General features: G+C 67.2%; 21 protein-coding genes. 13 read left to right on the top strand and 8 right to left on the bottom strand.

Features of this window, described 5'->3' with window-relative positions:
* The first annotated feature begins 17 nt into the window (after positions 1–17).
* Positions 18–509: an RDD family protein gene (locus ACZK33_RS02915; protein ID WP_049461829.1), complete on the top strand. Its 492-nt coding sequence runs from the start codon at positions 18–20 to the stop codon at positions 507–509.
* Between the two features lie 54 nt (positions 510–563).
* Here the strand turns inward: ACZK33_RS02915 and ACZK33_RS02910 are convergent, their stop codons facing one another.
* Genes ACZK33_RS02910 through lptF form a run of 3 tightly spaced genes read right to left on the bottom strand, consistent with a single transcriptional unit; the run spans position 564 to position 3,676 of the window.
* Entirely contained in the window at positions 564–1,436 is an 873-nt protein-coding gene (locus tag ACZK33_RS02910; protein WP_100437852.1) for a hypothetical protein, read from the bottom strand.
* A gap of 54 nt (positions 1,437–1,490) precedes the next feature.
* Positions 1,491–2,597 (bottom strand): LPS export ABC transporter permease LptG, encoded by a 1,107-nt coding sequence (lptG, locus tag ACZK33_RS02905; RefSeq protein ID WP_032128009.1) that lies wholly within the window; start codon positions 2,595–2,597, stop codon positions 1,491–1,493.
* Positions 2,594–3,676: an LPS export ABC transporter permease LptF gene (gene lptF / locus ACZK33_RS02900; protein WP_032128008.1), complete on the bottom strand. Its 1,083-nt coding sequence runs from the start codon at positions 3,674–3,676 to the stop codon at positions 2,594–2,596. The genes lptG and lptF overlap by 4 nt, the downstream gene beginning before the upstream one ends.
* Before the next feature lie 104 nt (positions 3,677–3,780).
* Here lptF and ACZK33_RS02895 point away from each other — a divergent pair, with 104 nt between their 5' ends.
* From ACZK33_RS02895 to ACZK33_RS02875, 5 genes are all read left to right on the top strand, one after another.
* The gene (locus ACZK33_RS02895; RefSeq protein WP_329810708.1) at positions 3,781–5,259 is read left to right on the top strand and encodes a leucyl aminopeptidase; all 1,479 of its coding nucleotides are present in this window, start codon (positions 3,781–3,783) and stop codon (positions 5,257–5,259) included.
* 81 nt (positions 5,260–5,340) lie between these two features.
* Positions 5,341–5,766, top strand: coding sequence for a DNA polymerase III subunit chi (locus ACZK33_RS02890; protein WP_032128006.1), 426 nt, complete (start codon positions 5,341–5,343; stop codon positions 5,764–5,766).
* Between the two features lie 19 nt (positions 5,767–5,785).
* A complete protein-coding gene (locus ACZK33_RS02885) occupies positions 5,786–5,977 on the top strand; it encodes a YqaE/Pmp3 family membrane protein (RefSeq protein ID WP_012510005.1) in 192 nt (63 codons plus the stop codon).
* Positions 5,978–6,010: 33 nt separating this feature from the next.
* On the top strand, positions 6,011–8,839 hold the full coding sequence (locus ACZK33_RS02880) for a valine--tRNA ligase (RefSeq protein ID WP_423174492.1): 2,829 nt from the start codon (positions 6,011–6,013) through the stop codon (positions 8,837–8,839).
* Positions 8,840–8,960: 121 nt separating this feature from the next.
* Positions 8,961–9,782, top strand: a complete 822-nt coding sequence (locus ACZK33_RS02875; RefSeq protein ID WP_049461825.1) for an EamA family transporter — start codon at positions 8,961–8,963, stop codon at positions 9,780–9,782.
* 104 nt (positions 9,783–9,886) lie between these two features.
* Here the strand turns inward: ACZK33_RS02875 and rimI are convergent, their stop codons facing one another.
* The 3 genes from rimI to pssA are packed head-to-tail and all read right to left on the bottom strand — an operon-like array spanning position 9,887 to position 11,663.
* Positions 9,887–10,384 (bottom strand): ribosomal protein S18-alanine N-acetyltransferase, encoded by a 498-nt coding sequence (rimI, locus tag ACZK33_RS02870; RefSeq protein ID WP_032128003.1) that lies wholly within the window; start codon positions 10,382–10,384, stop codon positions 9,887–9,889.
* Positions 10,381–10,890, bottom strand: coding sequence for a hypothetical protein (locus ACZK33_RS02865; RefSeq protein ID WP_423174491.1), 510 nt, complete (start codon positions 10,888–10,890; stop codon positions 10,381–10,383). Before ACZK33_RS02865 ends, rimI begins: the two co-directional genes overlap by 4 nt.
* A complete protein-coding gene (gene pssA, locus ACZK33_RS02860) occupies positions 10,887–11,663 on the bottom strand; it encodes a CDP-diacylglycerol--serine O-phosphatidyltransferase (RefSeq protein WP_423174490.1) in 777 nt (258 codons plus the stop codon). Before pssA ends, ACZK33_RS02865 begins: the two co-directional genes overlap by 4 nt.
* An 80-nt stretch (positions 11,664–11,743) precedes the next feature.
* Between pssA and ACZK33_RS02855 the strand changes: the two genes are divergently transcribed.
* From ACZK33_RS02855 to ACZK33_RS02845, 3 genes are all read left to right on the top strand, one after another.
* The gene (locus ACZK33_RS02855; RefSeq protein ID WP_049400296.1) at positions 11,744–12,118 is read left to right on the top strand and encodes a DUF4124 domain-containing protein; all 375 of its coding nucleotides are present in this window, start codon (positions 11,744–11,746) and stop codon (positions 12,116–12,118) included.
* Between the two features lie 571 nt (positions 12,119–12,689).
* A complete protein-coding gene (locus ACZK33_RS02850; RefSeq protein ID WP_032128001.1) occupies positions 12,690–14,393 on the top strand; it encodes a proline--tRNA ligase in 1,704 nt (567 codons plus the stop codon).
* 224 nt (positions 14,394–14,617) lie between these two features.
* The gene (locus tag ACZK33_RS02845; RefSeq protein WP_005415203.1) at positions 14,618–15,001 is read left to right on the top strand and encodes an H-NS histone family protein; all 384 of its coding nucleotides are present in this window, start codon (positions 14,618–14,620) and stop codon (positions 14,999–15,001) included.
* 115 nt (positions 15,002–15,116) lie between these two features.
* Here the strand turns inward: ACZK33_RS02845 and ACZK33_RS02840 are convergent, their stop codons facing one another.
* Positions 15,117–16,376 carry a threonine/serine exporter family protein gene (locus ACZK33_RS02840; protein ID WP_049398420.1) on the bottom strand — a complete coding sequence of 420 codons (1,260 nt, stop codon included), beginning with the start codon at positions 16,374–16,376 and terminating at the stop codon, positions 15,117–15,119.
* 92 nt (positions 16,377–16,468) lie between these two features.
* On the opposite strand from ACZK33_RS02840, the gene ACZK33_RS02835 reads away from it, so the two are divergent.
* From ACZK33_RS02835 to ACZK33_RS02820, 4 genes are read left to right on the top strand one after another with little or no spacing between them, the layout of a single operon-like run.
* Complete coding sequence (locus tag ACZK33_RS02835) at positions 16,469–17,590, top strand: ABC transporter permease (protein WP_032127999.1); 1,122 nt, start codon at positions 16,469–16,471, stop codon at positions 17,588–17,590.
* A 1-nt stretch (position 17,591) separates the two neighbouring features.
* On the top strand, positions 17,592–18,419 hold the full coding sequence (locus ACZK33_RS02830; protein ID WP_423174488.1) for an ABC transporter ATP-binding protein: 828 nt from the start codon (positions 17,592–17,594) through the stop codon (positions 18,417–18,419).
* Between the two features lie 3 nt (positions 18,420–18,422).
* Positions 18,423–19,349, top strand: a complete 927-nt coding sequence (locus ACZK33_RS02825) for an MlaD family protein (RefSeq protein WP_014035909.1) — start codon at positions 18,423–18,425, stop codon at positions 19,347–19,349.
* Positions 19,346–19,987 (top strand): ABC-type transport auxiliary lipoprotein family protein, encoded by a 642-nt coding sequence (locus ACZK33_RS02820; protein ID WP_121504841.1) that lies wholly within the window; start codon positions 19,346–19,348, stop codon positions 19,985–19,987. Before ACZK33_RS02825 ends, ACZK33_RS02820 begins: the two co-directional genes overlap by 4 nt.
* Before the next feature lie 4 nt (positions 19,988–19,991).
* Here the strand turns inward: ACZK33_RS02820 and ACZK33_RS02815 are convergent, their stop codons facing one another.
* Positions 19,992–20,579: an alpha-ketoglutarate-dependent dioxygenase AlkB family protein gene (locus ACZK33_RS02815; RefSeq protein ID WP_423174487.1), complete on the bottom strand. Its 588-nt coding sequence runs from the start codon at positions 20,577–20,579 to the stop codon at positions 19,992–19,994.
* Positions 20,580–20,690 lie beyond the last annotated feature (111 nt).

Below are 20,690 nucleotides of genomic sequence, written 5' to 3'. Positions count from 1 at the left end.
TTGCGTATGCTCGGCGCATGTCCCGCCCCGCCACCGACACGGCCCCTGCGGCCGCTACCGAAATGCCCCGCCCACGTGCCTTGTTGGCCTGGCGCGTGCTGGCGATGGTCTACGACGCACTGCCGGTGCTGGCGCTGTGGATGCTGGCCGGCACGCTGTTCACCCTCGCCTACACCTTCAGCGGCCACGCGCAGCGCGAGAACATCGCACCGTTCAGTGCCTGGCAGTGGCTGCTGTGGGCGGTGTGCTGGGGAATCACGGGGTGGTACGCCACGGCCAGCTGGCGCCGTGGCGGACAGACGCTGGGCATGCGACCGTGGCGGCTGAAACTGCAATCGAGCGATGGCACGCCGCTGCGGCGCGGCCAACTGTGGCTGCGCTTCGCGGTGGGCTCACTGTCGCTGCTGCTGGGTGGACTGGGGTTCTGGTGGGCATGGGTCGACCGCGACCGCCTGACCTGGCACGACCGCGCCAGCGGCACCCGCCTGATGCGCATGCCGAAGCGGTGATGCACCACGTGTAGAGCCGAGCATGGACTCGGCTCTACACGATCAACGCAGCGATCAGCCGGCTGGCGCCGGGTCCGGCAGGATCACCGCCGGCTGCGTCCAGAGGTCGAAGAAGGCGGACGCAAACGCATTGGCCTGCACATCATCGGCCACCGGCGACTGTCCGCTCAATTGCGCACGGGTCTTCACGAACTCCTGCCACAGTTTCAGGCTGGCCTTCTTCAGGCGCTTCTGCTCGCCTGCATCGGTTGCGGCAAGGTACTGCGCGTACAGCTCGCGCATCGGTTTGCCCTGGGCCTCATAGGCCGCCGGAAGCGGCGGCAGCTGGGCGGCAGTGAAAGCCACCGATGCTGCCGGCGGCCGGTAGCCATCCGGCCCGAAAGCCTCCTTCAGCTCGTCCCCGGCATCCAGGTATTCGAAGAAGCCAGGCACGTTGTAGAGCTTGGTCCGGTAGTCGGACGAGGTATCCGGGCTGCTGGAGACCACCGTGTCAGGCAGTTCGTCCTTCAGTCCTGCGTCCCAACGGCGCGGAATGAAGAAGCCGGTCGCCTTCACGTAGGGACCCTCGATCTCCACATCGTTCAGTTCGATCTTCGATGCCAGGTTGCCGGTATTGGTTTTGCTGGTGACGTACTGCTCGGTGACGATCACGTACTCGGCCATGGCCGGGTTGATCAGCCCACCGATCCCGTCGGCGTAGACAACCATGCGTACGCTGCCGATCTTCTCGCTCTGCAGCCGGTACTGGCCCGGCTCCAGGACCAGGGGCATGGAGGTGTGCGGCGGCAGGGTATGCACCTGCTGGTCGACCGACAAGGTCAGCGGTGCATCCGTCGGGTTGTCGATCTCGAAGTCGACGGTGGACCGGCTGCAGCCGGCAGAAAGCAGCACGGCCGCGATGTACGGCAGAAAGCGTTGGAAGCTCATGTTCGTCCTTGAAGTGAAACGGAAACAGCCGGGCCTTGCCCGGCTCCTTGGGAATCAACCCGATTTGCGCCGGAACAGCAGTCCGGACACCGCCAGCATCACGATCGGTGGCAGCGCATAGGCAATGCGGTAATCGAACTTCAGCGCGCCGGCCATGCGGCCGAAGAACAGCTGCAGCAGCCAGAAGCCCAGCGCGAACAGGATGCCCAGGAACAGGCGCTTGCCCATGCCGCCGCTGCGCAGCGAACCGAACGCGAACGGCACCGCCGCCAGGCACAGCGCCAGCACGTTCAACGGGTAGAACCAGCGGCTCCAGTACACGTCCTCGAAGTCACGCGCGTCCAGCCCGTTGCGCTGCCGGTAGGTGATGCTGGTGCTCAGTTCGGCCAGGCTGAGGTTGCGCGGCTTGGCGATGCCGGTGGCCAATGCGGCCGCATCCAGCTTCGAATTCCACGGTTCGCGCGCGATTTCCTGGCGGGTCGCCGAGCGCTCGCCGAAGGTATCGCGACGTACCCCGGTCAGCACCCAGCCATCCTTGTCATGCTCGGCGGTGTCGGCATGGGTCAATGAGGCGATGCCCCCGTTCTCGGCGATGCGGTACAGGCGCACGTCGCGCAGGATCAGGCGCGTGCCCTTGTCGCCGACCAGCTGCTCCTCGCCGCTCTGCGCGTTGAGGAAGGTATCGCCCTCGCGTGCCCACAGGCCCGAGTAGCGGCTGGTGGCGATATCCCGCCCCCACTTGGCGCTGGACTTCAACGCATCGGCGCGGTCCTGGCCCCAGGGGCCCAGGGTCTCCGCGCTGAACACCATCACCGCGGTCAGCAGCGACAGCGCAATCGCCACTGAAACGCTCAGGCGCTTGCGCGACAGGCCCAGCGCACGCAGCGCGGTCAGCTCCGAGGTCGCTGCCAGCTGGCCCAGGCCCATCAGTGCACCGATCACCGCGGCGGTGGGGAACATGGTGTAGGCGCGGCGTGGCACCGTATACAGCACCCAGGCGGCGGCATGGCCCAGCGTGTAGCCGTTCTTGCCGATGTCCTTGAACTCGCCGGAGAACGCCATCACCACGTCCAGGCCGACCAGCACGGCCCAGGTCAGCAGCACCGTGGTGAACACCGACCGGCCCAGGTACAGGTCGAAACGCATCGGGCGCAGCCTCATGCGCGGGCTCCCTTCGGGCGGCCCAGGCGGCCATCACGTGCATACATCCAGATTGCCAGCGCCAGCAACGGCAGGGTCAACCACCACAGGCCAAGCGCAGGGGGGATCTTGCCGTTGGCGATCCAGCCGCTGCCGATGAACATCAGATTGGTGCCGACCATGTAGGCCATCAGCGCCAGCATCATGCGGCCGTAGCGCTGCTGGCGCGGCGAGCTGCGGCCCAGCGGCACGGTCAGCAGGGCGAACGCCAGCGCGATCAGCGGCGGCGCCAGGCGGCGGTGCAGCTGCGCCTGCGCCTGCGGACGCTCATCGCCGATCAGCTGCAGGGTCGGCATCAGTTCCGGGTCATCCTCGGTGCGGGTCTGCGCGCCATCGGGCAGGGCCACGTCATTGCGGGCAAAGGTCGCCAGGCGGTAGTCCAGGCCACCAGCCACCGGCCCTTCCACCTGGTGGCCGTCATCCAACTCCAGGAAGCGCTGACGGGTGCCCTCGAAGAACATGCGGCCGCCATTGGCCGACACCACCTCCAGGCGGTCATCCTTCTGGCGCTGCAGGAACACCTTGCCCAGCTGGGTGCCATCGGGCGAGATCGAGGACAGGTAGACCACGCCGCCATTGGGCAGCGGGGTGAAGCGGCCCGGCTCCAGACCGGCCATCAGCACGCTGCGGTTGGCCTCGATGATCATCTGCTCGGCCACCCGGCCGGCCCACGGGCCCAGCCACAGCGAGCAGGCGCCCACCAGGGCCACCACCGGCACCACCAGCATCAGCAGTGGCCGCAGCAGTCGCTTGGGGCCGACACCAATGGCGGTGATCACTGCCATTTCCGAGTCGCGGTACAGGCGCGCGATGGCCAGCAGCAGGCCCAGCATCAGCGCCAGCGGCAGGATCAGCGGCAGGTAGGCGATGAACTGCAGGCCCAGCTGCGAGAACAGCAGCTTGGCCGGCAGGCGCCCGTCGGCGATGTTGCCGAGGATGTCCACCAGCACGCCGCCCACGCTGACCACCAGCAGGACGATCAGGGTAGCCAGGAAACTCTGGACGAAATCGCCCAGCAGGTATCGGTCGAGCTTCAGCATGGGGCGGTGGTTTAAACTCTGGGGTTCGTTCGCGGTGCCGCCCAGTCTACTGTCTGGGCGTAAACGGCCTGCGATTGTACGGACTCGCCAATGGAATCTGCTCAATGGCCCTCGAATTCACCCTGAACCACGTTGCTCCGGCCGCCGCCACCGTCGATTGCCTGGTGGTTGGCGCGTATGCCGACCATACCCTGACCCCGGCCGCACAGGCCCTGGACGCCGCCAGCGGTGGCCGCCTGGCCGCCCTGGCCCAGCGCGGCGACCTGTCCGGCAAGACCGGCGCCACCACCCTGCTGCATGACCTGCCGGGCGTGACCGCCCCGCGCGTGCTGGTGGTCGGCCTCGGCGAAGTCGCCCGTTTCGGCGTGCCGCAGTACCTGAAGGCCGTCGGCGACGCCGTGCGCGCGCTGAAGGCCGGTGCTGCCCGCAGCGCACTGTTCACCCTGTCCGAAGTGGCGGTGAAGGACCGCGACGCGGCCTGGGCGATCCGCCAGGCGGTGATCGCCGCCGATCACGCCGCGTACCGCTACACCGCCACCCTGGGCAAGAAGAAGGCCGACGACGCCGGCCTGGCCCAGCTGGCCATCGCCGGTGACGACGCGCAGGCCCTGGCCCAGGGCCAGGCCATCGCCGCCGGTGTCGAGTTCGCCCGCGAGCTGGGCAACCTGCCGCCGAACTACTGCACCCCGGCCCATCTGGCCGAAGTGGGTGTGAAGTTCGCCGGCGAGCACGACGGTGCCGAAGCCGAGATCCTCGACGAGCACCAGATGGAAGCGCTGGGCATGGGCTCGCTGCTGGCCGTGGCCCGTGGTTCGGCCAACCGCCCGCGCCTGGTCGTACTGAAGTGGAACAATGGCGGCGACGCCAAGCCGTACGTGCTGGTCGGCAAGGGCATCACCTTCGATACCGGTGGCGTCAACCTGAAGACCCAGGGCGGCATCGAAGAGATGAAGTACGACATGTGCGGTGGCGCCAACGTCATCGGCACCTTCGTCGCTGCGGTCAAGGCCAAGCTGCCGCTGAACCTGGTGGTGGTGGTGCCGGCGGTGGAAAACGCCATCGATGGCAACGCCTACCGCCCGTCCGACGTGATCACCTCGATGTCGGGCAAGACCATCGAAGTCGGCAACACCGACGCCGAAGGCCGCCTGATCCTGTGCGACGCGCTGACCTACGCGCAGCGCTTCGAGCCGGCCGCGCTGGTCGACGTCGCCACCCTGACCGGCGCCTGCATGGTCGCCCTGGGCCACCAGACCGCCGGCCTGATGAGCAAGCACGACGACCTGGCCAACGAGCTGCTGGCCGCCGGCGAGCAGGTGTTCGACCGCGCCTGGCGCCTGCCGCTGTGGGACGAGTACCAGCCGATGCTGGATTCGACCTTCGCCGACGTCTACAACATCGGCGGCCGCTGGGCCGGCGCGATCACCGCTGGCTGCTTCCTGTCGCGCTTCGCCGAAGGCCAGCGCTGGGCCCACCTGGACATCGCCGGCGTGGCCAGCGATGAAGGCAAGCGTGGCATGGCCACCGGCCGCCCGGTCGGCCTGCTGAGCCAGTGGCTGCTGGACCAGGCCGCCCGCGCCTGATGCCGTACCCGACCCTGGCCGGCCCCGCCGGCCAGGGCCTCGCCCGGCACTGCCGGGCCCCTGCCTGACCCGGACCCTGCCATGCCCCGCGCCGACTTCTACCTGATCGCCAAGCCCCGCTTCCTGACCGAGCCGTTGCGCCTGGTCTGCGAGCTGGCGCGCAAGGCCAACGACGCCGGGTTGTTCACCCTGGTGCTGGCCCGCGACCAGGCCCAGGCCGAGGAGCTGGACGAACTGCTGTGGGCGTTCGACAACGATGCCTACATCCCGCACCAGATCGCCGGCGAGGACATGGACGAGGAAGAAGCCCTGGTGCTGATCGCCGTGCCGGGCACCGAGGCACCGGCGCGCCCGCTGGTGATCAACCTGCGTGATGAACCCTGGCTGGGCGAGTGCGAGCGCGTGCTGGAAGTGGTTCCGGCCGACCCGGAAGCGCGCGAACCGCTGCGCGAACGCTGGCGCCAGTACAAGACCGCCGGTTACGACCTGAACAAGCACGACATGTAAGTCCAGCGAGGACCCCTTGATGCGCCTGTTGATCGCCCTGATTCTTCCCTGGCTGTCCTTCTTCACCATCGGCCGGCCGTTTGCCGGCATTGTCTGCCTGATCCTGCAGATCACCCTGATCGGCTGGCTGCCCGCCGCCATCTGGGCCGCCTACGCGGTCAGCCAGTACCACACCGACCAGAAGATCCGGCGCGCCCTCGGGCCGCGCTGATCTCCCTTCCGCCTTGATTACCGGTTCCCCCGCATGACCCAACTCGCCTCCAGTTACGACCCGAAGTCCTTCGAGACCGACCTCTACGAGGCCTGGGAGAAGGCCGGCCACTTCAAGCCGTCCGGCACGGGCGAGCCTTACACCATCCTGCTGCCGCCGCCGAACGTGACCGGCACCCTGCACATGGGCCACGCCTTCCAGCAGACCCTGATGGACGCGCTGGTGCGCTACCACCGCATGCGTGGCTACGACACGCTGTGGCAGGTCGGTACCGATCATGCCGGCATCGCCACCGAAATGGTGGTCAGCCGCAACCTGGCGCTGGAAGGCAAGGGCGAGACCCGCGATTCGCTGGGCCGCGAAGGCTTCATCGGCAAGGTCTGGGAGTGGAAGCAGCAGTCCGGCGACACCATCGAACGCCAGATGCGCCGCCTCGGCACCTCCGCCGACTGGTCGCGCAGCACCTTCACCATGGACCCGCAGCCGTCGGCGGCGGTCAACGAGGCCTTCGTGCGCTGGTACGAGCAGGGCCTGATCTACCGCGGCCAGCGCCTGGTCAACTGGGACCCGGTGCTTAAGACCGCCATTTCCGACCTGGAAGTGGAAAGCGCCGAGGAAGACGGCTTCCTGTGGTCGATCGCCTACACGCTGGATGAGGGCCTGAGCTACGAACACGTCGAGCGCGATGCCGACGGCGTGGAAACCCTGCGCGAAACCCGCGACTACCTGGTCGTCGCCACCACCCGCCCGGAAACCCTGCTGGGCGATACCGCGGTGATGGTGCACCCGGAAGACGAGCGCTATGCACATCTGATCGGCAAGAGCGTGGTGCTGCCGCTGACCGGCCGCCGCGTCCCGGTGATCGCCGACGACTACGTGGACCGTGCCTTCGGCACCGGCGTGGTCAAGGTCACCCCGGCGCACGATTTCAACGACTACGAAGTGGGCGTGCGCCACAGCCTGCCGATGATCAACCTGTTCACCCCGGTGGCGGCGCTGAACGAAAACGCGCCGGAGCGTTTCCAGGGCCTGGACCGCTACGCCGCGCGCAAGGCCGTGCTGGCCGAGCTGGAAGACCTGGGCATCCTGGTCGAGACCAAGGCGCACAAGCTGCAGGTGCCGCGCGGCGACCGTACCGGCCAGGTGATCGAGCCGTACCTGACCGACCAGTGGTTCGTGAAGATGGACAACCTGGCCAAGCGTGGCCTGGAGCTGGTCGAAGACGGCAGCATTTCCTTCGTGCCGCCGAACTGGATCAACACTTACCGCCACTGGATGAACAACATCCAGGACTGGTGCATCAGCCGCCAGCTGTGGTGGGGCCACCGCATTCCGGCGTGGTTCGACGAAGCCACCGGCAGCTGCTACGTCGGTCGCAGCGAAGAGGAAGTGCGGGCGAAGCACAACCTGGGCAGCGACGTGGTGCTGAACCAGGAAAGCGACGTGCTGGAGACCTGGTTCTCCTCGCAGCTGTGGCCGTTCTCCACCCTGGGCTGGCCGAACGAACAGGCCATGGCCGAGCGCGGCTTCGACCGCTACCTGCCGTCGTCGGTGCTGATCACCGGCTTCGACATCATCTTCTTCTGGGTGGCGCGCATGATCATGGCCACCGACAACCTGGTCGGGAAGATCCCGTTCAAGGACGTCTACTTCACCGGCCTGATCCGCGACGGCCAGGGCCAGAAGATGTCCAAGAGCAAGGGCAACGTGCTCGATCCGCTGGACATCATCGACGGCATCACCATCGACGATCTGGTCGCCAAGCGCACCGGCGGCCTGATGCAGCCGAAGATGGTGGAGAAGATCGAGAAGGCCACCCGCAAGGAATTCCCGGACGGCATTGCTGCCCACGGTGCCGATGCGCTGCGCTTCACCATCGCCGCGCTGGCCACCCACGGCCGCGACATCAAGTTCGACATGAACCGCGCCGAGGGCTACAAGAACTTCTGCAACAAGCTGTGGAACGCCAGCCGCTTCACCCTGATGAACACCGAGGGTGCAACGTTCACCGGCGTGCCGACGCCGCGCACCGATGCCGAGCGCTGGATCCTTGCGCGCCTGGCGGCGGTGTCCACCGAGGCGCAGGGCCACTACGCCAACTACCGCTTCGACCTGCTGGCGCAGTGCCTGTACGAGTTCGCCTGGAACGAGTTCTGCGACTGGTTCCTGGAGCTGAGCAAGCCGGCACTGAATGGTGCCGATGCCGCCGACGCCGAAAGCACCCGCCACACTCTGCTGTACGTGCTGGAAGCGCTGCTGCGCCTGCTGCACCCGCTCACACCGTTCATCACCGAACAGCTGTGGCAGCAGCTGGCCCCGCGCCTGGGCCTGGCCGAAACCACGCTGTCGCTGCGCCCCTACCCGACCGCCGCCGAATTCGCCGGTGATTTCACCCAGGCCGAGGCCGACGTGGAATGGCTGAAGGCGGTGATCAGTGCGGTGCGCCGCGTGCGCAGTGAGCTGAACGTCGCGCCGTCCAAGCTGGTGCCGCTGCGCCTGCAGGCCGGTCTGGAGCAGGACCGCGTGCGCATCGAACGTTTCAGCGCCTCGCTGTCGTTCCTGCTCAAGCTGGACAGCATCCAGTGGCTGGCTGAAGGCGAAAGTGCACCGCCGGCTGCCGCCGCGATCGTCGGTGAACTGAAGCTGCTGGTGCCGCTGGAAGGCCTGGTCGATCTCGACGCCGAGCGTGCCCGCCTGGACAAGGAGATCAAGCGCGTGGAAGGCGAGCAGGAGAAGAGCGAAACCAAGCTCGCCAAGTTCACCGACAAGGTGCCGCCGGCGGTGGTCGAGCAGGAACGCGTGCGCCTGGTCGACTGGAACACCCAGCTGGCCGGCCTGCGCGAGCAGCGCGCGAAGCTGTAAGCGCAGGGAAACGCCGGGTATTGCCCGGCGTTTCCTTTTGTAGAGTCGAGCCGTGCTCGACTCATGACAGCAGTCGAGCATGGCTCGACTCTACATTTCCCGCGCATGGCATCATCGGCGGATGCCGCTTTCCATCTTCCTGCTGGTTCTCGCCGCTGCAGCCCTGCACGCCAGCTGGAACGCGATCGTCAAGCGCGGGCCGGACAAGTTCCTCGGCACCGTACTGGTGACCGGCAGTGCCGCGCTGCTGTCGGCTGCCGGCCTGCCCTTCCTGCCATTTCCCGCCGCGCACAGCTGGCCGTGGCTGGGCGCGTCGGTGCTGCTGCAGGTGACCTACTACGGCCTGGTCGCACGCTGTTACCAGCAGGTCGACATGAGCCTGGCCTATCCACTGATGCGTGGCAGCGCGCCGATCCTGGTCGCGCTGGCGGGCACCCTGCTCGGTGAGCAGCTGCCGCCTGCGGCGTGGCTGGGCGTGGTGCTGGTCAGCACCGGCATCCTGTGCATGGCGCTGGGCGCGCGCGGCGGCCAGCTGCGCCTGCCGCTGCTGACCGCGGCGATGATCGCCACCTACACGCTGGTCGATGCGCAGGGCGCGCGTCAGTCCGGCAGCGCACTCAGCTATACGTTGTGGCTGTTCCTGCTGTCGGGCATTCCACTGCCACTGTGGGCGCTGTACACGCGCCGCGGCGCGGTGCTGGACTATGCGCGGCAGCACTGGCCGCTGGGGCTGGCCGGTGGCGTCGGCACCACCACCTCGTATGCGATGGCGTTGTGGGCAATGACCCAGGCGCCGGTGGCGATGGTCTCGGCGTTGCGCGAATCGTCGATCCTGTTCGCGTTGCTGATCTCGGTGTTCCTGCTGCGCGAACGGATTCCGCGCGCGCGCTGGCTGGCGGCGGCGTTGATCGTCGGGGGTGTGTTGGCACTGCGGCTGGCGTGAGGAAAGCGTGCCAACCAAGGTTGGCACCTACCACGGCAGGTGACGTGTCGATGACAGCGGAGATCCATCGGTAGTGCCGGCCGCTGGCCGGCAACCCTGCTCCGTTACAGCGGCGGCATCGCCTGCAGGTCGCCGTCGACCAGTTCGATCGCCATCACCACCGCGTCTTCGCGGCCCTGTGCGGCCGGGTAGTAACGCGGGCGGCGACCGATCTCGTTGAAGCCTTCGCTGTGGTACAAGGCCAGCGCGGGTGTGTTGGACGGACGCACTTCCAGGAACACACGCTGCGCACCCCGGTCGCCGGCCAGCTGTACCAGCGCGCGCAGCAACTGACGTCCGAGCCCACGCGACTGCGTCAGTGGATCGATGCAGACGTTCAGCACATGGGCCTCGTCGGCCGCGATGCTGAGCACGCCATAGCCGATCAGCTGGCCATCACGCTCCATGGCCAGGCCCGGATAGCCCGCACGCAGGCAGTCGACGAAGATGCCGCGGGTCCAGGGAAACGGATAGCCGCGTACTTCAATCGCCATCACCGCGTTGAGGTCGCTCTCGCGCAGCGCGCGCAGGCTGACCGGACCGGGCTGGCTGACCGCACTCATGGCGCACCCCGCTTGCGCAGGGCGCGCAGCTGCGGCCACAGCGCGCGCTTGGCGGCCGGGTCCTGACGCAGCTGGTCCAGCGGCCAGCTGTCCATCAGCGCCTGCGTGGCCGGATCATTGGGATTGCAGCCGGACGCGCGCAGCAAGGCGATCTGCAGGCGATCCGGCAGGCGCACCACCGGCTGCCGGGCATTGCCGCCAGGCAGCGGCCGGGCAGCCGCGGGCGCGGTGTCCGGTGCGCTGACCGGGGTCTCGCGACGCGCTGGCGCCGGGCGTTCCTGGCGGGAAACCGGTGCGGCCGCAGCCAGAGGTTCGCGCGCGGGTGCGGTTGGCGCCCGCGCCTGCTCCGCCGCTGGTGTGGCAGCCGCCTCGGCGTCGGCCACGCTCAGCTGCAGCGCGGCATCCAGCTCGGCGGCCAGCTGGCCGTCGTGATAGACGGTATAGCCCATGGCCTGCAGCCAGGCCTGCTGGGCCGGTGACCACAGCACGGGCAGGTCCTCGCTCACGCGGCCTCGGGCTTCTTGCGCAGGCGCTGCACGGCCCACATCACCGGGCCCGACAAGACGTACAGGATGCCCACCGCGAACAGCACGCGCGGCAGGTCGATGACCGCAATGGCGATCGCCACTGGCACCAGGGCCAGCACCAGGAACGGCACGCGGTCGGAGCGGGTGCCCTTGGCGCCGCCGCCCTTGAAGCTCCAGAAGCGGATGCGGCTGACCATCAGCAGCGCCGCGATGATCGTCACCGCCAGCGCCACGTAGCGCAGCTGGTTGCCGTCCCAGCCCAGGTTGCCATCGGCGAACGCCCAGACGAAGGACATCATCAGGCCGGCCGCGGCCGGGCTGGCAAGGCCGACGAACCAGCGCTTGTCGACCACCGCTACCTGGGTATTGAAGCGGGCCAGGCGCAGCGCCGCGCAGGCGGCATACAGGAAGGCCACGGCCCAGCCGACGCGACCCAGCAGCGGGTCGTCGAACTTCAGCCACGACAGCGACCAGTGGTACATCACCAGCGCCGGGGCCATGCCGAAGCTGACCAGGTCGGCCAGCGAGTCGTACTGCACGCCGAATTCGCTGCTGGTGCCGGTCAGGCGCGCCACGCGCCCATCCAGGCCATCCATCACCGCCGCCACGAACACGGCGATGCTGGCGTTGACGAAGTCCCCGTTGGCCGCGGCGATGATCGCGTAGAAGCCAGCAAACAGGCCGGCGGTGGTGAACAGGTTGGGCAGCAGGTAAATCGTGCGCGAACGCGGCGGCGGTGTGATCGGGTCCATGGAATCCAGTTTAATCGACTTGCCAGTGCTCGGCGCCAATGCTGCAATCGGCGTTCTACGCCCATTCCGTGGAGTTTGCCATGCGTGCCCTGTCCTGCCTTGGATGCCTGCTGCTGTTGGCCAGTGCCAACGCCGTGGCCGGCCCGGTCTACAAATGGAAGGACGCCAATGGCGTGACCCAGTATTCGGAGACCCCGCCGGCGGGCAGGAAGTTCGAGACCCGGGCGCAGGCGCGCAGTCCCCAGGCGGCGGCCAGCGCCGAGACCCCGGCCGCGCCGGTGCCCGAGCAGTGCAGCACCGCCCGCGCCAACCTGGCCCTGCTGGACGGCGGCGGCCAGGTAATGCAGGACACCGATGGTGATGGCAAGGCCGATACCGCGTTGGCTCCGGAGCAGCGCAGCGCGCAGAAGGGATTGGCTGAAGCCGCCATCAAGGCCTACTGCCCGGCAGAGTAAGGGTATCGGCAGGGCATGCAGCCCTGCACCCGCAGAGGCAATGGCAAGGGCAACGTCAAAAGCGGGCATTCCGTGGAATGGCGGGGCGGTGTCGGAGTGCGGGGACGCCGCAAGTACGTCCCTGTAGGCTTGGCAGCCGCATCCATGCGGCTGACACCCCGCAATCCGACACCGCCCCACCCCCGACAGATTCCCGGTGGTCAGTAGATCCACGCCATGCGTGGATGAATCTCCATGGAAATTGAATATTTCGAGAATTGATCGAACAGCAGCCGAGCATGGCTCGGCCCTACAAAAGGGCGACAGATCGCGGAAAACTGTCGAAGGCGGGGTGGGTCCGGTTGCGGGGGCGTGAGCGCCATCGATGGCGCGACCGAGCCACAGGGACGTATTTACGGCGCCCCCCGCAACCGGACCCATCCCGCCCTACCACGGGAGACCCGCTGTTGCTGTTGCTGTTGCTGTTGCAGTTGACGTTGCTTGAGGCGGGTGCAGGGCGCAGCCCTGCCGATACCCCTCCCCCCGGCCGGGCTGGCAGAATAGGCGTCTCTGCCGTTATCCGAAGCCGACGATGCGCCTCTCCCAGTTCCACCTGCACACCACCAAGGAAACCCCCAGCGACGCCGAGCTGACCAGCCACCGGCTGATGCTGCGCGCGGGCATGATCCGCAAGCTGGCATCGGGCCTGTACACCTGGTCGCCGCTGGGCCTGCGCGTGCTGCGCAAGGTCGAGCGCATCGTGCGCGAGGAAATGGACCGCGCCGGTGCCGTGGAATTCCAGATCCCGACCATCCAGCCGAAGGAACTGTGGGAGCAGACCGGGCGCTGGCAGAAGTTCGGCCCACAGCTGCTGAAGATCAAGGACCGCAAGGACCAGGTGTTCTGCTACAGCCCGACCGCCGAAGAAGCCGCCTGCGACTTCGCGCGCAGCGAGCTGTCCAGCTACAAGCAGCTGCCGGTGAACTTCTACCAGGTGCAGACCAAGTTCCGCGACGAGATCCGTCCGCGCTTCGGCGTGATGCGTTCGCGCGAGTTCCTGATGAAGGACGCCTATTCGTTCCACCTGCACGATGAGTGCCTGGTGCGCGAGTACGAGAACATGAAGTCGGCCTACAGCCGCATCTTCACCCGACTCGGCCTGGATTTCCGCATGGTACAGGCCGACTCCGGCGCGATCGGCGGTGATGCCTCGCAGGAGTTCCACGTCATCGCCGATTCCGGCGAAGACGCGCTGGTGTTCTCCACCGGTTCGGACTACGCGGCCAACATGGAAGCGGCGATCGCTGCCGATCCGGCACCGCGTGCGGCCGCCAGCGAAGCCATGCGCAAGGTCGATACCCCCACCCAGAAGACCTGCGAGGATGTCGCGGCGCTGCTCGGCATCGACCTGCAGCGCACGGTGAAATCGGTGGCGCTGATCGCCGGCGAAGGCAAGGCACAGCAGTTCGTGCTGCTTCTGGTACGCGGCGACCATGAGGTCAACGAGATCAAGCTGGCCAAGGTTGCCGGCCTGGACGAACAGCGCTTCGCCAGTGAGGCGGAAATCGCCGAGCACCTGGGCAGCGTGCCGGGCTTCCTCGGCCCGGTCGCCCCGGCCAAGGCCATCCGCGTGGTGGCCGATCGCGAAGTGGCGGCGATGTCCGACTTCGTCGTCGGCGCCAACGAAGCCGGTTTCCACCTGGCTGGCGTCAACTGGGGCCGCGACCTGCCGGAACCGGAAGTGGCCGACATCCGCAACGTGCGTGCCGGTGACCGTGCGCTGGACGGTGGTGAACTGAAGATCGCCCGTGGCATCGAAGTCGGCCACGTGTTCCAGCTCGGCCGCAAGTACGCCGAAGCGCTGGATGCCACCGTTCTGGACGAGAACGGCAAGGCCGCGGTGATGGCGATGGGCTGCTATGGCATCGGTATCTCGCGCGTGGTGGCTGCCGCGATCGAACAGAACCATGACGATGCCGGCATCATCTGGCCGGACGCGATGGCGCCGTGGCAGGTGGTGGTATGCGTGATCAATCCGAAGGGCGACGCCGCCGTGGCCGACGCCGCGGCCAACCTGCTGCAGGAGCTGCGCGATGCGGGCCTGGACGCGGCACTCGACGACCGTGGCCTGCGCCCGGGCGCGATGTTCGCCGACATGGAACTGATCGGCATCCCGCACCGCGTGGTGGTCAGCGAACGTGGCCTGGCCGCCGGCACCTACGAGTACCGTTCGCGCCGCGCCAGCGAAGCGGAAAGCCTGGACAAGGCCACCCTGCTGCAGCGCCTGCAGGGTTGATCATGAAAAGACCGGGGCATGCCCCGGTCTTTTTTTTTGCCTGACGCCCATTTGAGCAATATTGCAGCGGACATAATCCGGTCAAAATCGACGCAATGCAGCCGGGATGCTGCCAGGCCATGACCGGTCTGCATTTGTGCTGGGATTAATTCATCTTTATTCTGTCCCGCGACGCCAGGGACTGGCTCGTCCCGTCCACTTATTAGTTTCCGGAGTAACCGTAAATGAGCATTGACCTGACCGGCCTGTCGGCACGCGAGCTGGGCGCCCTGATCCGCACCGCCAAGAAACAGCAGACCATCGTCGCCAAGCGCCGGCCGATCACCAAGGTCCGGGCACAGCTGACCAAGCTGGCCAAGACCGAGGGTTACACCATCGAGGAACTGTTCGGCGACGCCCCGGCCCCGCGCGCGCGCAAGGTGGCCAAGGTCGCCAAGGCACCGTCGAAGACCGCTGGCCGCAAGCTGGGCAAGGTTGCGCCGAAGTACCGCAACCCGGCCAATCCGAAGGAAACCTGGACCGGCCGTGGCAAGCAGCCGCGCTGGATGGCCGAGCTGACCGCCAAGGGCAACAAGAAGCCGGAAGATTTCCTGATCAAGAAGGCCTGAGGCCGGATCGGGATGCAATGAAAAACGCCGGCGAAAGCCGGCGTTTTTCATTCCCCGGAAAGGAAAGGTGTGTGGACCAACGGTCCACACCCACAGGAAGCAGCCCAGAGGGCGATTACAGGGTTTTGCGGGCCGGCATCAGCAGGTTGCCGAACAGCAGGCCAGCGACCAGCGCCATCACCACGTTGAGCACGGTGAGGAACACGCTCTGGCCGGCGCCCACGTCCTGCTGCTGGACCAGGGTCAGCACGCCGCGCAGGCTGGTGCTGCCGGGCACCATCATGATGATGCCGGGCAGGCGGATGATTGCGCCCGGGCGGCCGACGAGGCGGCCGAACAGATTGCCACCGGCGGTCAGCAGCATCGCCGACAGGAAGATGCCAGCCGGCGCGCCCCAGGCGTGGCCACCGAACTTGGAGATCGCATAACCAGCGACCGAGGCCGCGATCACCCACGGATAATCGCGGCGGTTGGCCTTGAACAGCATCGCGAAGGCAAACGCCGCGGTCAGCAGTGAGCCCCACTCCACCCACGGCCCCTGCGGCCGCGTGGCGCGGATCACCGGATCGAGCCCGAGCACGTCGGCCAGGGTCACCGCGATCATCGCGCCGACGCTGAGCTTCATGATGGTGGTCAGCGCGCCGGCAAAGCGCGCGGTACCCGACACCCAGTGCTGGCTGGCCAGTTCATTGACCGCATTGGTCAGCGACATGCCGGGCAGCAGCACCACCAGCGAGGCGATGATCACCGTGTTGAGGTTGAGCGCGCCGATGAAGGACGCCACCAGGGTGGCGACCAGGCCGGCCAGCAGCGCAGCCAGTGCCTCGGCGGCTTCGCGGGTGGCCGGGCGACGGTCGGTGACCATGCCGAGCAGGCCGATCATCAGGCCGATGACACCGGCGGTGGCAATGTCCAGCCACGGCAGCTTCCACATGCCGGCCACGCCGGCCGCGCCGAGGGTGAACGAAAGGATGGTGCGCAGCTTGCCGCGCCGACCCGGATCCTTGTCCAGCTGGCGCAGCGCGGTGTGGCCCTGGGCGATGCTCATCCGCCCGTTGGCCACTTCCTCGGCGATATGGTCGGCCACGCTGAGCTTGTGCAGGTCGTTCTCACCGGGGGCCAGGCGGATCACGCGGGTGATGTCACTGGAGCCGATCGCCTGCGCAGGGTCGCTGAAGCTGAGGATGATACCGGTGGGATTCGACCACGGTTCACAATCCAGATCGAGCTGGCGGGCCAGTGCCACCACTGCCGTTTCCAGGCGCTGGGCCGTTGTGCCATAGCTGTGCAGGCGTCCGGCGATCTCGGAAACGAAGGCCACGCGCTGCGCGTAGGTGGCCTGGGGCGTGGGGATCGTGTGAGCGTCTGCGGACATGCGCCGTAGTATTACCTAGGCTGGGCCTTACCGGAGAAATTCATCCGAGTTCGACGCGATGCCCAATACAGAACGGTTATGCTGCGACCCGAATGGCCCAAGTGACCCCGAACCACGCCCCCCAGCTCGAACAGGATGCCCATGACCCGGGCGTGATCCGCCTGTCCGGCACCTGGACCTTGAAGACCGCGCTGGCCGCGGCCGAAGTGCTGCGCGGCGTTCCCGACACGCTGACCGGCATCGATGCCACCGCCATCGAGAAGATGGATTCGGCCGGCGTGCTGCAGGTGCTGCGCGTAGCCCACCGTGCCGACCTCGGCGAAGACGCACTGAAGTTCCGCCCGGACCATCAGGCGCTGGTGTGCACCATCGAGGAAGTGGCCGACGACCGGCCCAAGCCCAAGCGCGATTTCGGCGTGCTGGCCGCCCTGGAACGGCTGGGTGTCAGCGTCCATGCCACCGGCCACAACATCAAGGCGCTGTGCAGTTTCCTCGGCGAGAACCTGGTCAAGGCCGCGCGCCTGGTCAAGGAACCCCGCCGTTTCCGCCTGACCGCCACCGTGCACCAGATGGAGCAGGTCGGGCTGGATGCGGTACCGCTGGTGGCACTGCTGTCCTACCTGGTTGGCGCGGTGATCGCCTTCCTCGGCTCGACCATCCTGCGCGACTTCGGCGCCGAGATCTATGTGGTCGAACTGGTCAACATCGCCTTCCTGCGCGAATTCGCGGTACTGCTGACCGCGATCGTGCTGGCCGGCCGCACCGCCAGCGCCTTCACCGCGCAGATCGGTGCGATGAAAGCGCGCGAGGAAATCGATGCGATGCGCACTCTGGGCCTGGATCCAATCGACCTGCTGGTGCTGCCACGGCTGCTGGCGCTGCTGGTCACCCTGCCCCTGCTGACCTTCATCGCCATGGTCGCCGGTCTGGCCGGCGGCATCACGGTGGGTGCGTTCGACCTGGATATTCCGCCGCAGATGTACATCGCGCGCATGCACGAGACGATGGAAGTGCGGCACATGCTGGTCGGCCTGTCGAAGGCGCCGGTGTTCGCACTGGTGATCGGCCTGATCGGCTGTCTGGAAGGCCTGAAGGTGGAGGGCACGGCGCAGTCGGTCGGTGAACGCACCACCTCCAGCGTGGTGCAGACCATCTCGCTGGTGATCATCATCGACGCCTTCGCGGCGTTGTGGTTCATGCACATGGACTGGTGACATGAGCACGCATGCGACGCCCGAAGAAATTCCCATGCAGGACGACAACGGCCACGAGCTGGCCATCCGCGTGCGCGGGCTGGTCAACCGCTTCGGCAGCCAGACCGTGCATGAGGACCTGGACCTGGACGTGCGCCGCGGCGAGATCCTGGGCGTGGTGGGTGGTTCGGGTACCGGCAAATCGGTGCTGATGCGTTCGATCCTCGGCCTGCGCGTGCCCGATGCCGGGCAGATCGAAGTGCTCGGCCGCGACGCGCGTGCCGACGATACCGAGAGCCGCCTGCACATCGAGCGCAACACCGGCGTGCTGTTCCAGGACGGTGCCCTGTTCTCCTCGCTGACCGTGGGCGAGAACGTGCAGGTGCCACTGAAGGAGCACCATCGCGAACTGCCCGAGCGCTGGCACTACGAGCTGGCGCTGCTGAAGGTGAAGCTGGCCGGCCTGCCCGCCGATGCGATCAACAAGCTGCCCTCGCAGTTGTCTGGTGGCATGCGCAAGCGCGCCGGCCTGGCCCGAGCGCTGGCGCTGGATCCGCCGCTGCTGTTCCTGGACGAACCGACCGCAGGCCTCGACCCGATCGGTGCGGCTGCATTTGACCGCCTGATCAAGACCCTGCAGGAAGCGCTGGGACTGACCGTGTTCCTGATCACCCACGACCTGGACACGCTGTACGCGATCTGCGACCGGGTCGCGGTGATCGCCGACCGCAGGGTGGTGGCCAACGCGCCCTTGCCTGACATCGAGAAACTGGATCATCCGTGGATCCAGGAATACTTCCACGGACCCCGCGCGCGTGCCGCGCGTGGCGAACAGATCGAGAGTGCCTGAGCCATGGAAACCAAAGCCAACTACGTGCTGATCGGCGCGTTCACCCTGATCACCGGCCTGGCCCTGCTGGCCTTCGGCCTGTGGGCCGCCAAGTACTCTTCCGACCGCACCTGGCAGGAATACCGCGTGGTGTTCCGCGAAGCGGTGACCGGGCTGTCGGTGGGCAGCCCGGTGCAGTACAACGGCATCGCGGTGGGCTCGATCACCGAACTGAACCTGGTACCGGACGACCCGCGCCAGGTGGTCGCGCGCATCCGCCTGAACTCCAACACGCCGGTCAAGACCGATACCCGCGCCAAGCTGGCGATCACCAGCCTGACCGGCCCGTCGATCATCCAGCTCAGCGGTGGCACGCCACAGTCGCCGGCGCTGACCACGGTCAACAAGGACCCGGCGCCGATCATCCCGACCACGCCGTCGGCGCTGCAGAACATCACCGACGTCGCCAACCGCATCGTCGAGCGCATGGACCAGATTCTCAGCGACCGCAACGTGGCTTCGATCAACGCGACACTGGCCAACCTGGAAACAATCAGTGGTGGTCTGGCCGACCGTGACCAGGGCACGCAGGCGCTGTTGCTCAGCGCGCGCGACGCCGCCCGCAGCCTGGACACCACGCTGAAGACCACCAACGGCACCATCGAGCGCCTGGACAAGAACCTGGTGCAGCAGCTGCCGGGCATCATCGACAAGCTCGACGGCACTCTGGCCAAGCTTGATTCGGCCGCAGGCAACGCCGATTCGATCCTTGGCGAGAACCGCGCTGCCATCAACAGCTTCGCCAACGATGGCCTCGGCCAGCTGGGCCCGACGCTGACCGAACTGCGCGGCCTGATCCGCGACCTGCGCCGGGTCAGCGACCGCCTCGAGAACAACCCCGCGCGCTACCTGCTGGGCCGCGACGCACCGAAGGAGTTCGAACCCAAATGAGCCCGACCACCCTTCCGCGCCTGCTGCTGGCCGCTTCGATGGTCACCCTGCTGGGCGGCTGCTCCATCCTTGGCAGCAGCGAGAAAACCGCAGTGACGCTGTACTCGCCGTCCGTGCAGGTCAAGGCGGACCCGGCGTGGCCACAGGCCAGCTGGCAGCTGGTACTGGCCAAACCCAGCGCCGCGCGCATGGTCGACAGTCCGCGCATCAACGTGCGGCCGACGCCGTCGCAGCTGGAGATCTACAAGGGCGCCAGCTGGGCCCAGCCGGCCACCGACATGATCGAGGACACCCTGCTGCGCGGCTTCGAGGATTCCGGCCGCATCCGCGGCGTGGCGCGCAGCACCGCCGGCATCCGCGCCGACTACAAGCTGTCCACCGACGTGCGCCGCTTCGAATCGGATTACCAGGGACAGGCCACGCCGACGGTGGTGATCGAGGTCAACGCCAAGCTGATCCACGTCGCCGACCAGCGCGTGGTGGCTGACCGCACCTTCCGCCAGGCGCAGCCGGTCGGCAGCACCGACGTACCGGCGGTGACCGCGGCCTTCGAGCGCGGCCTGCAGCAGCTGGCACAGGAGATGGTGGGCTGGACGCTGACCAGCGGGCAGGCCGACCAGCCGACCATCGCACACTGATCGATCAGCGCGGCGTAATCCAGCGAAACGTCAGGTTGATCCGCTCGCCCTGCACCCGCGCCATCTTCGGCAGCGCGTGCTGATAGAACTGTTGGGTCTGACCGGCCATCACCAGCAGATCGCCGTGGCCGAGCAGATACTCGGCCTTCCGCGCCGGGTCATCGCGCCGGCGTAGCAGGAAGCGCCGCGCCGCGCCCAGGCTCAGCGAAGCAATCACCGGGGCCGGCCCCAGCTCCGGCTCGTCATCGCTGTGCCAGCCCATGTAATCACCGCCGCCGCGATAGCGGTTCAGCAACACGCTGTTGAAGCGGCCGAGGCCCTCCACCTGCAGGCGATCACGCATGGCCTGCAACGCGGGTGGCCAGAAGTGCGGCACGAATTCAGCCCCCGAATAGCGGTAGCGCGCCTGCGGATCGCCGATCCAGCAGCTCAGCCGCGGCGAATCCACCCAGTTGCCGAACATGCGGATGCGGTGGACTTCCCAGGGGACTTCGGCCTGCAGAGTCAGCAGCAATGCAGCGGCCTTGCCAGCGGGCAGCCAGCCCGATAGATGACGGACATCAGCGTCAGGCAGATCAGGAGGAAACAGCATTGGGCCGGGTACTGGACAGGAGCAACAGCGAGCATGCCTGATTTGCTCGATTCAGGCGCAAACCGGAGAATGACGGGACATTTCAGCGCCACTGCCCAATGCACCTGATGC

This window comes from Stenotrophomonas sp. 86156_Sma (assembly GCF_056481625.1).
Note: the sequence above shows the minus strand (reverse complement) of the source record. Positions and strands in the feature narration are given on the sequence as shown.

Excerpts from the sequence above, each read along its gene's own strand:
- lptG (WP_032128009.1), bottom strand. The coding sequence starts at position 2,597 with ATGAGGCTGCGCCCGATGCGTTTCGACCTGTACCTGGGCCGGTCGGTG.
- lptF (WP_032128008.1), bottom strand. The coding sequence starts at position 3,676 with ATGCTGAAGCTCGACCGATACCTGCTGGGCGATTTCGTCCAGAGTTTC.
- ACZK33_RS02820 (WP_121504841.1), top strand. The coding sequence starts at position 19,346 with ATGAGCCCGACCACCCTTCCGCGCCTGCTGCTGGCCGCTTCGATGGTC.
- ACZK33_RS02825 (WP_014035909.1), top strand. The coding sequence starts at position 18,423 with ATGGAAACCAAAGCCAACTACGTGCTGATCGGCGCGTTCACCCTGATC.
- ACZK33_RS02830 (WP_423174488.1), top strand. The coding sequence starts at position 17,592 with ATGAGCACGCATGCGACGCCCGAAGAAATTCCCATGCAGGACGACAAC.
- pssA (WP_423174490.1), bottom strand. The coding sequence starts at position 11,663 with ATGGACCCGATCACACCGCCGCCGCGTTCGCGCACGATTTACCTGCTG.
- ACZK33_RS02835 (WP_032127999.1), top strand. The coding sequence starts at position 16,469 with ATGGCCCAAGTGACCCCGAACCACGCCCCCCAGCTCGAACAGGATGCC.
- ACZK33_RS02855 (WP_049400296.1), top strand. The coding sequence starts at position 11,744 with ATGCGTGCCCTGTCCTGCCTTGGATGCCTGCTGCTGTTGGCCAGTGCC.
- ACZK33_RS02890 (WP_032128006.1), top strand. The coding sequence starts at position 5,341 with ATGCCCCGCGCCGACTTCTACCTGATCGCCAAGCCCCGCTTCCTGACC.
- ACZK33_RS02880 (WP_423174492.1), top strand. The coding sequence starts at position 6,011 with ATGACCCAACTCGCCTCCAGTTACGACCCGAAGTCCTTCGAGACCGAC.
- ACZK33_RS02815 (WP_423174487.1), bottom strand. The coding sequence starts at position 20,579 with ATGCTGTTTCCTCCTGATCTGCCTGACGCTGATGTCCGTCATCTATCG.
- ACZK33_RS02885 (WP_012510005.1), top strand. The coding sequence starts at position 5,786 with ATGCGCCTGTTGATCGCCCTGATTCTTCCCTGGCTGTCCTTCTTCACC.
- ACZK33_RS02910 (WP_100437852.1), bottom strand. The coding sequence starts at position 1,436 with ATGAGCTTCCAACGCTTTCTGCCGTACATCGCGGCCGTGCTGCTTTCT.
- ACZK33_RS02850 (WP_032128001.1), top strand. The coding sequence starts at position 12,690 with ATGCGCCTCTCCCAGTTCCACCTGCACACCACCAAGGAAACCCCCAGC.
- rimI (WP_032128003.1), bottom strand. The coding sequence starts at position 10,384 with ATGAGTGCGGTCAGCCAGCCCGGTCCGGTCAGCCTGCGCGCGCTGCGC.
- ACZK33_RS02840 (WP_049398420.1), bottom strand. The coding sequence starts at position 16,376 with ATGTCCGCAGACGCTCACACGATCCCCACGCCCCAGGCCACCTACGCG.
- ACZK33_RS02875 (WP_049461825.1), top strand. The coding sequence starts at position 8,961 with ATGCCGCTTTCCATCTTCCTGCTGGTTCTCGCCGCTGCAGCCCTGCAC.
- ACZK33_RS02845 (WP_005415203.1), top strand. The coding sequence starts at position 14,618 with ATGAGCATTGACCTGACCGGCCTGTCGGCACGCGAGCTGGGCGCCCTG.
- ACZK33_RS02895 (WP_329810708.1), top strand. The coding sequence starts at position 3,781 with ATGGCCCTCGAATTCACCCTGAACCACGTTGCTCCGGCCGCCGCCACC.
- ACZK33_RS02915 (WP_049461829.1), top strand. The coding sequence starts at position 18 with ATGTCCCGCCCCGCCACCGACACGGCCCCTGCGGCCGCTACCGAAATG.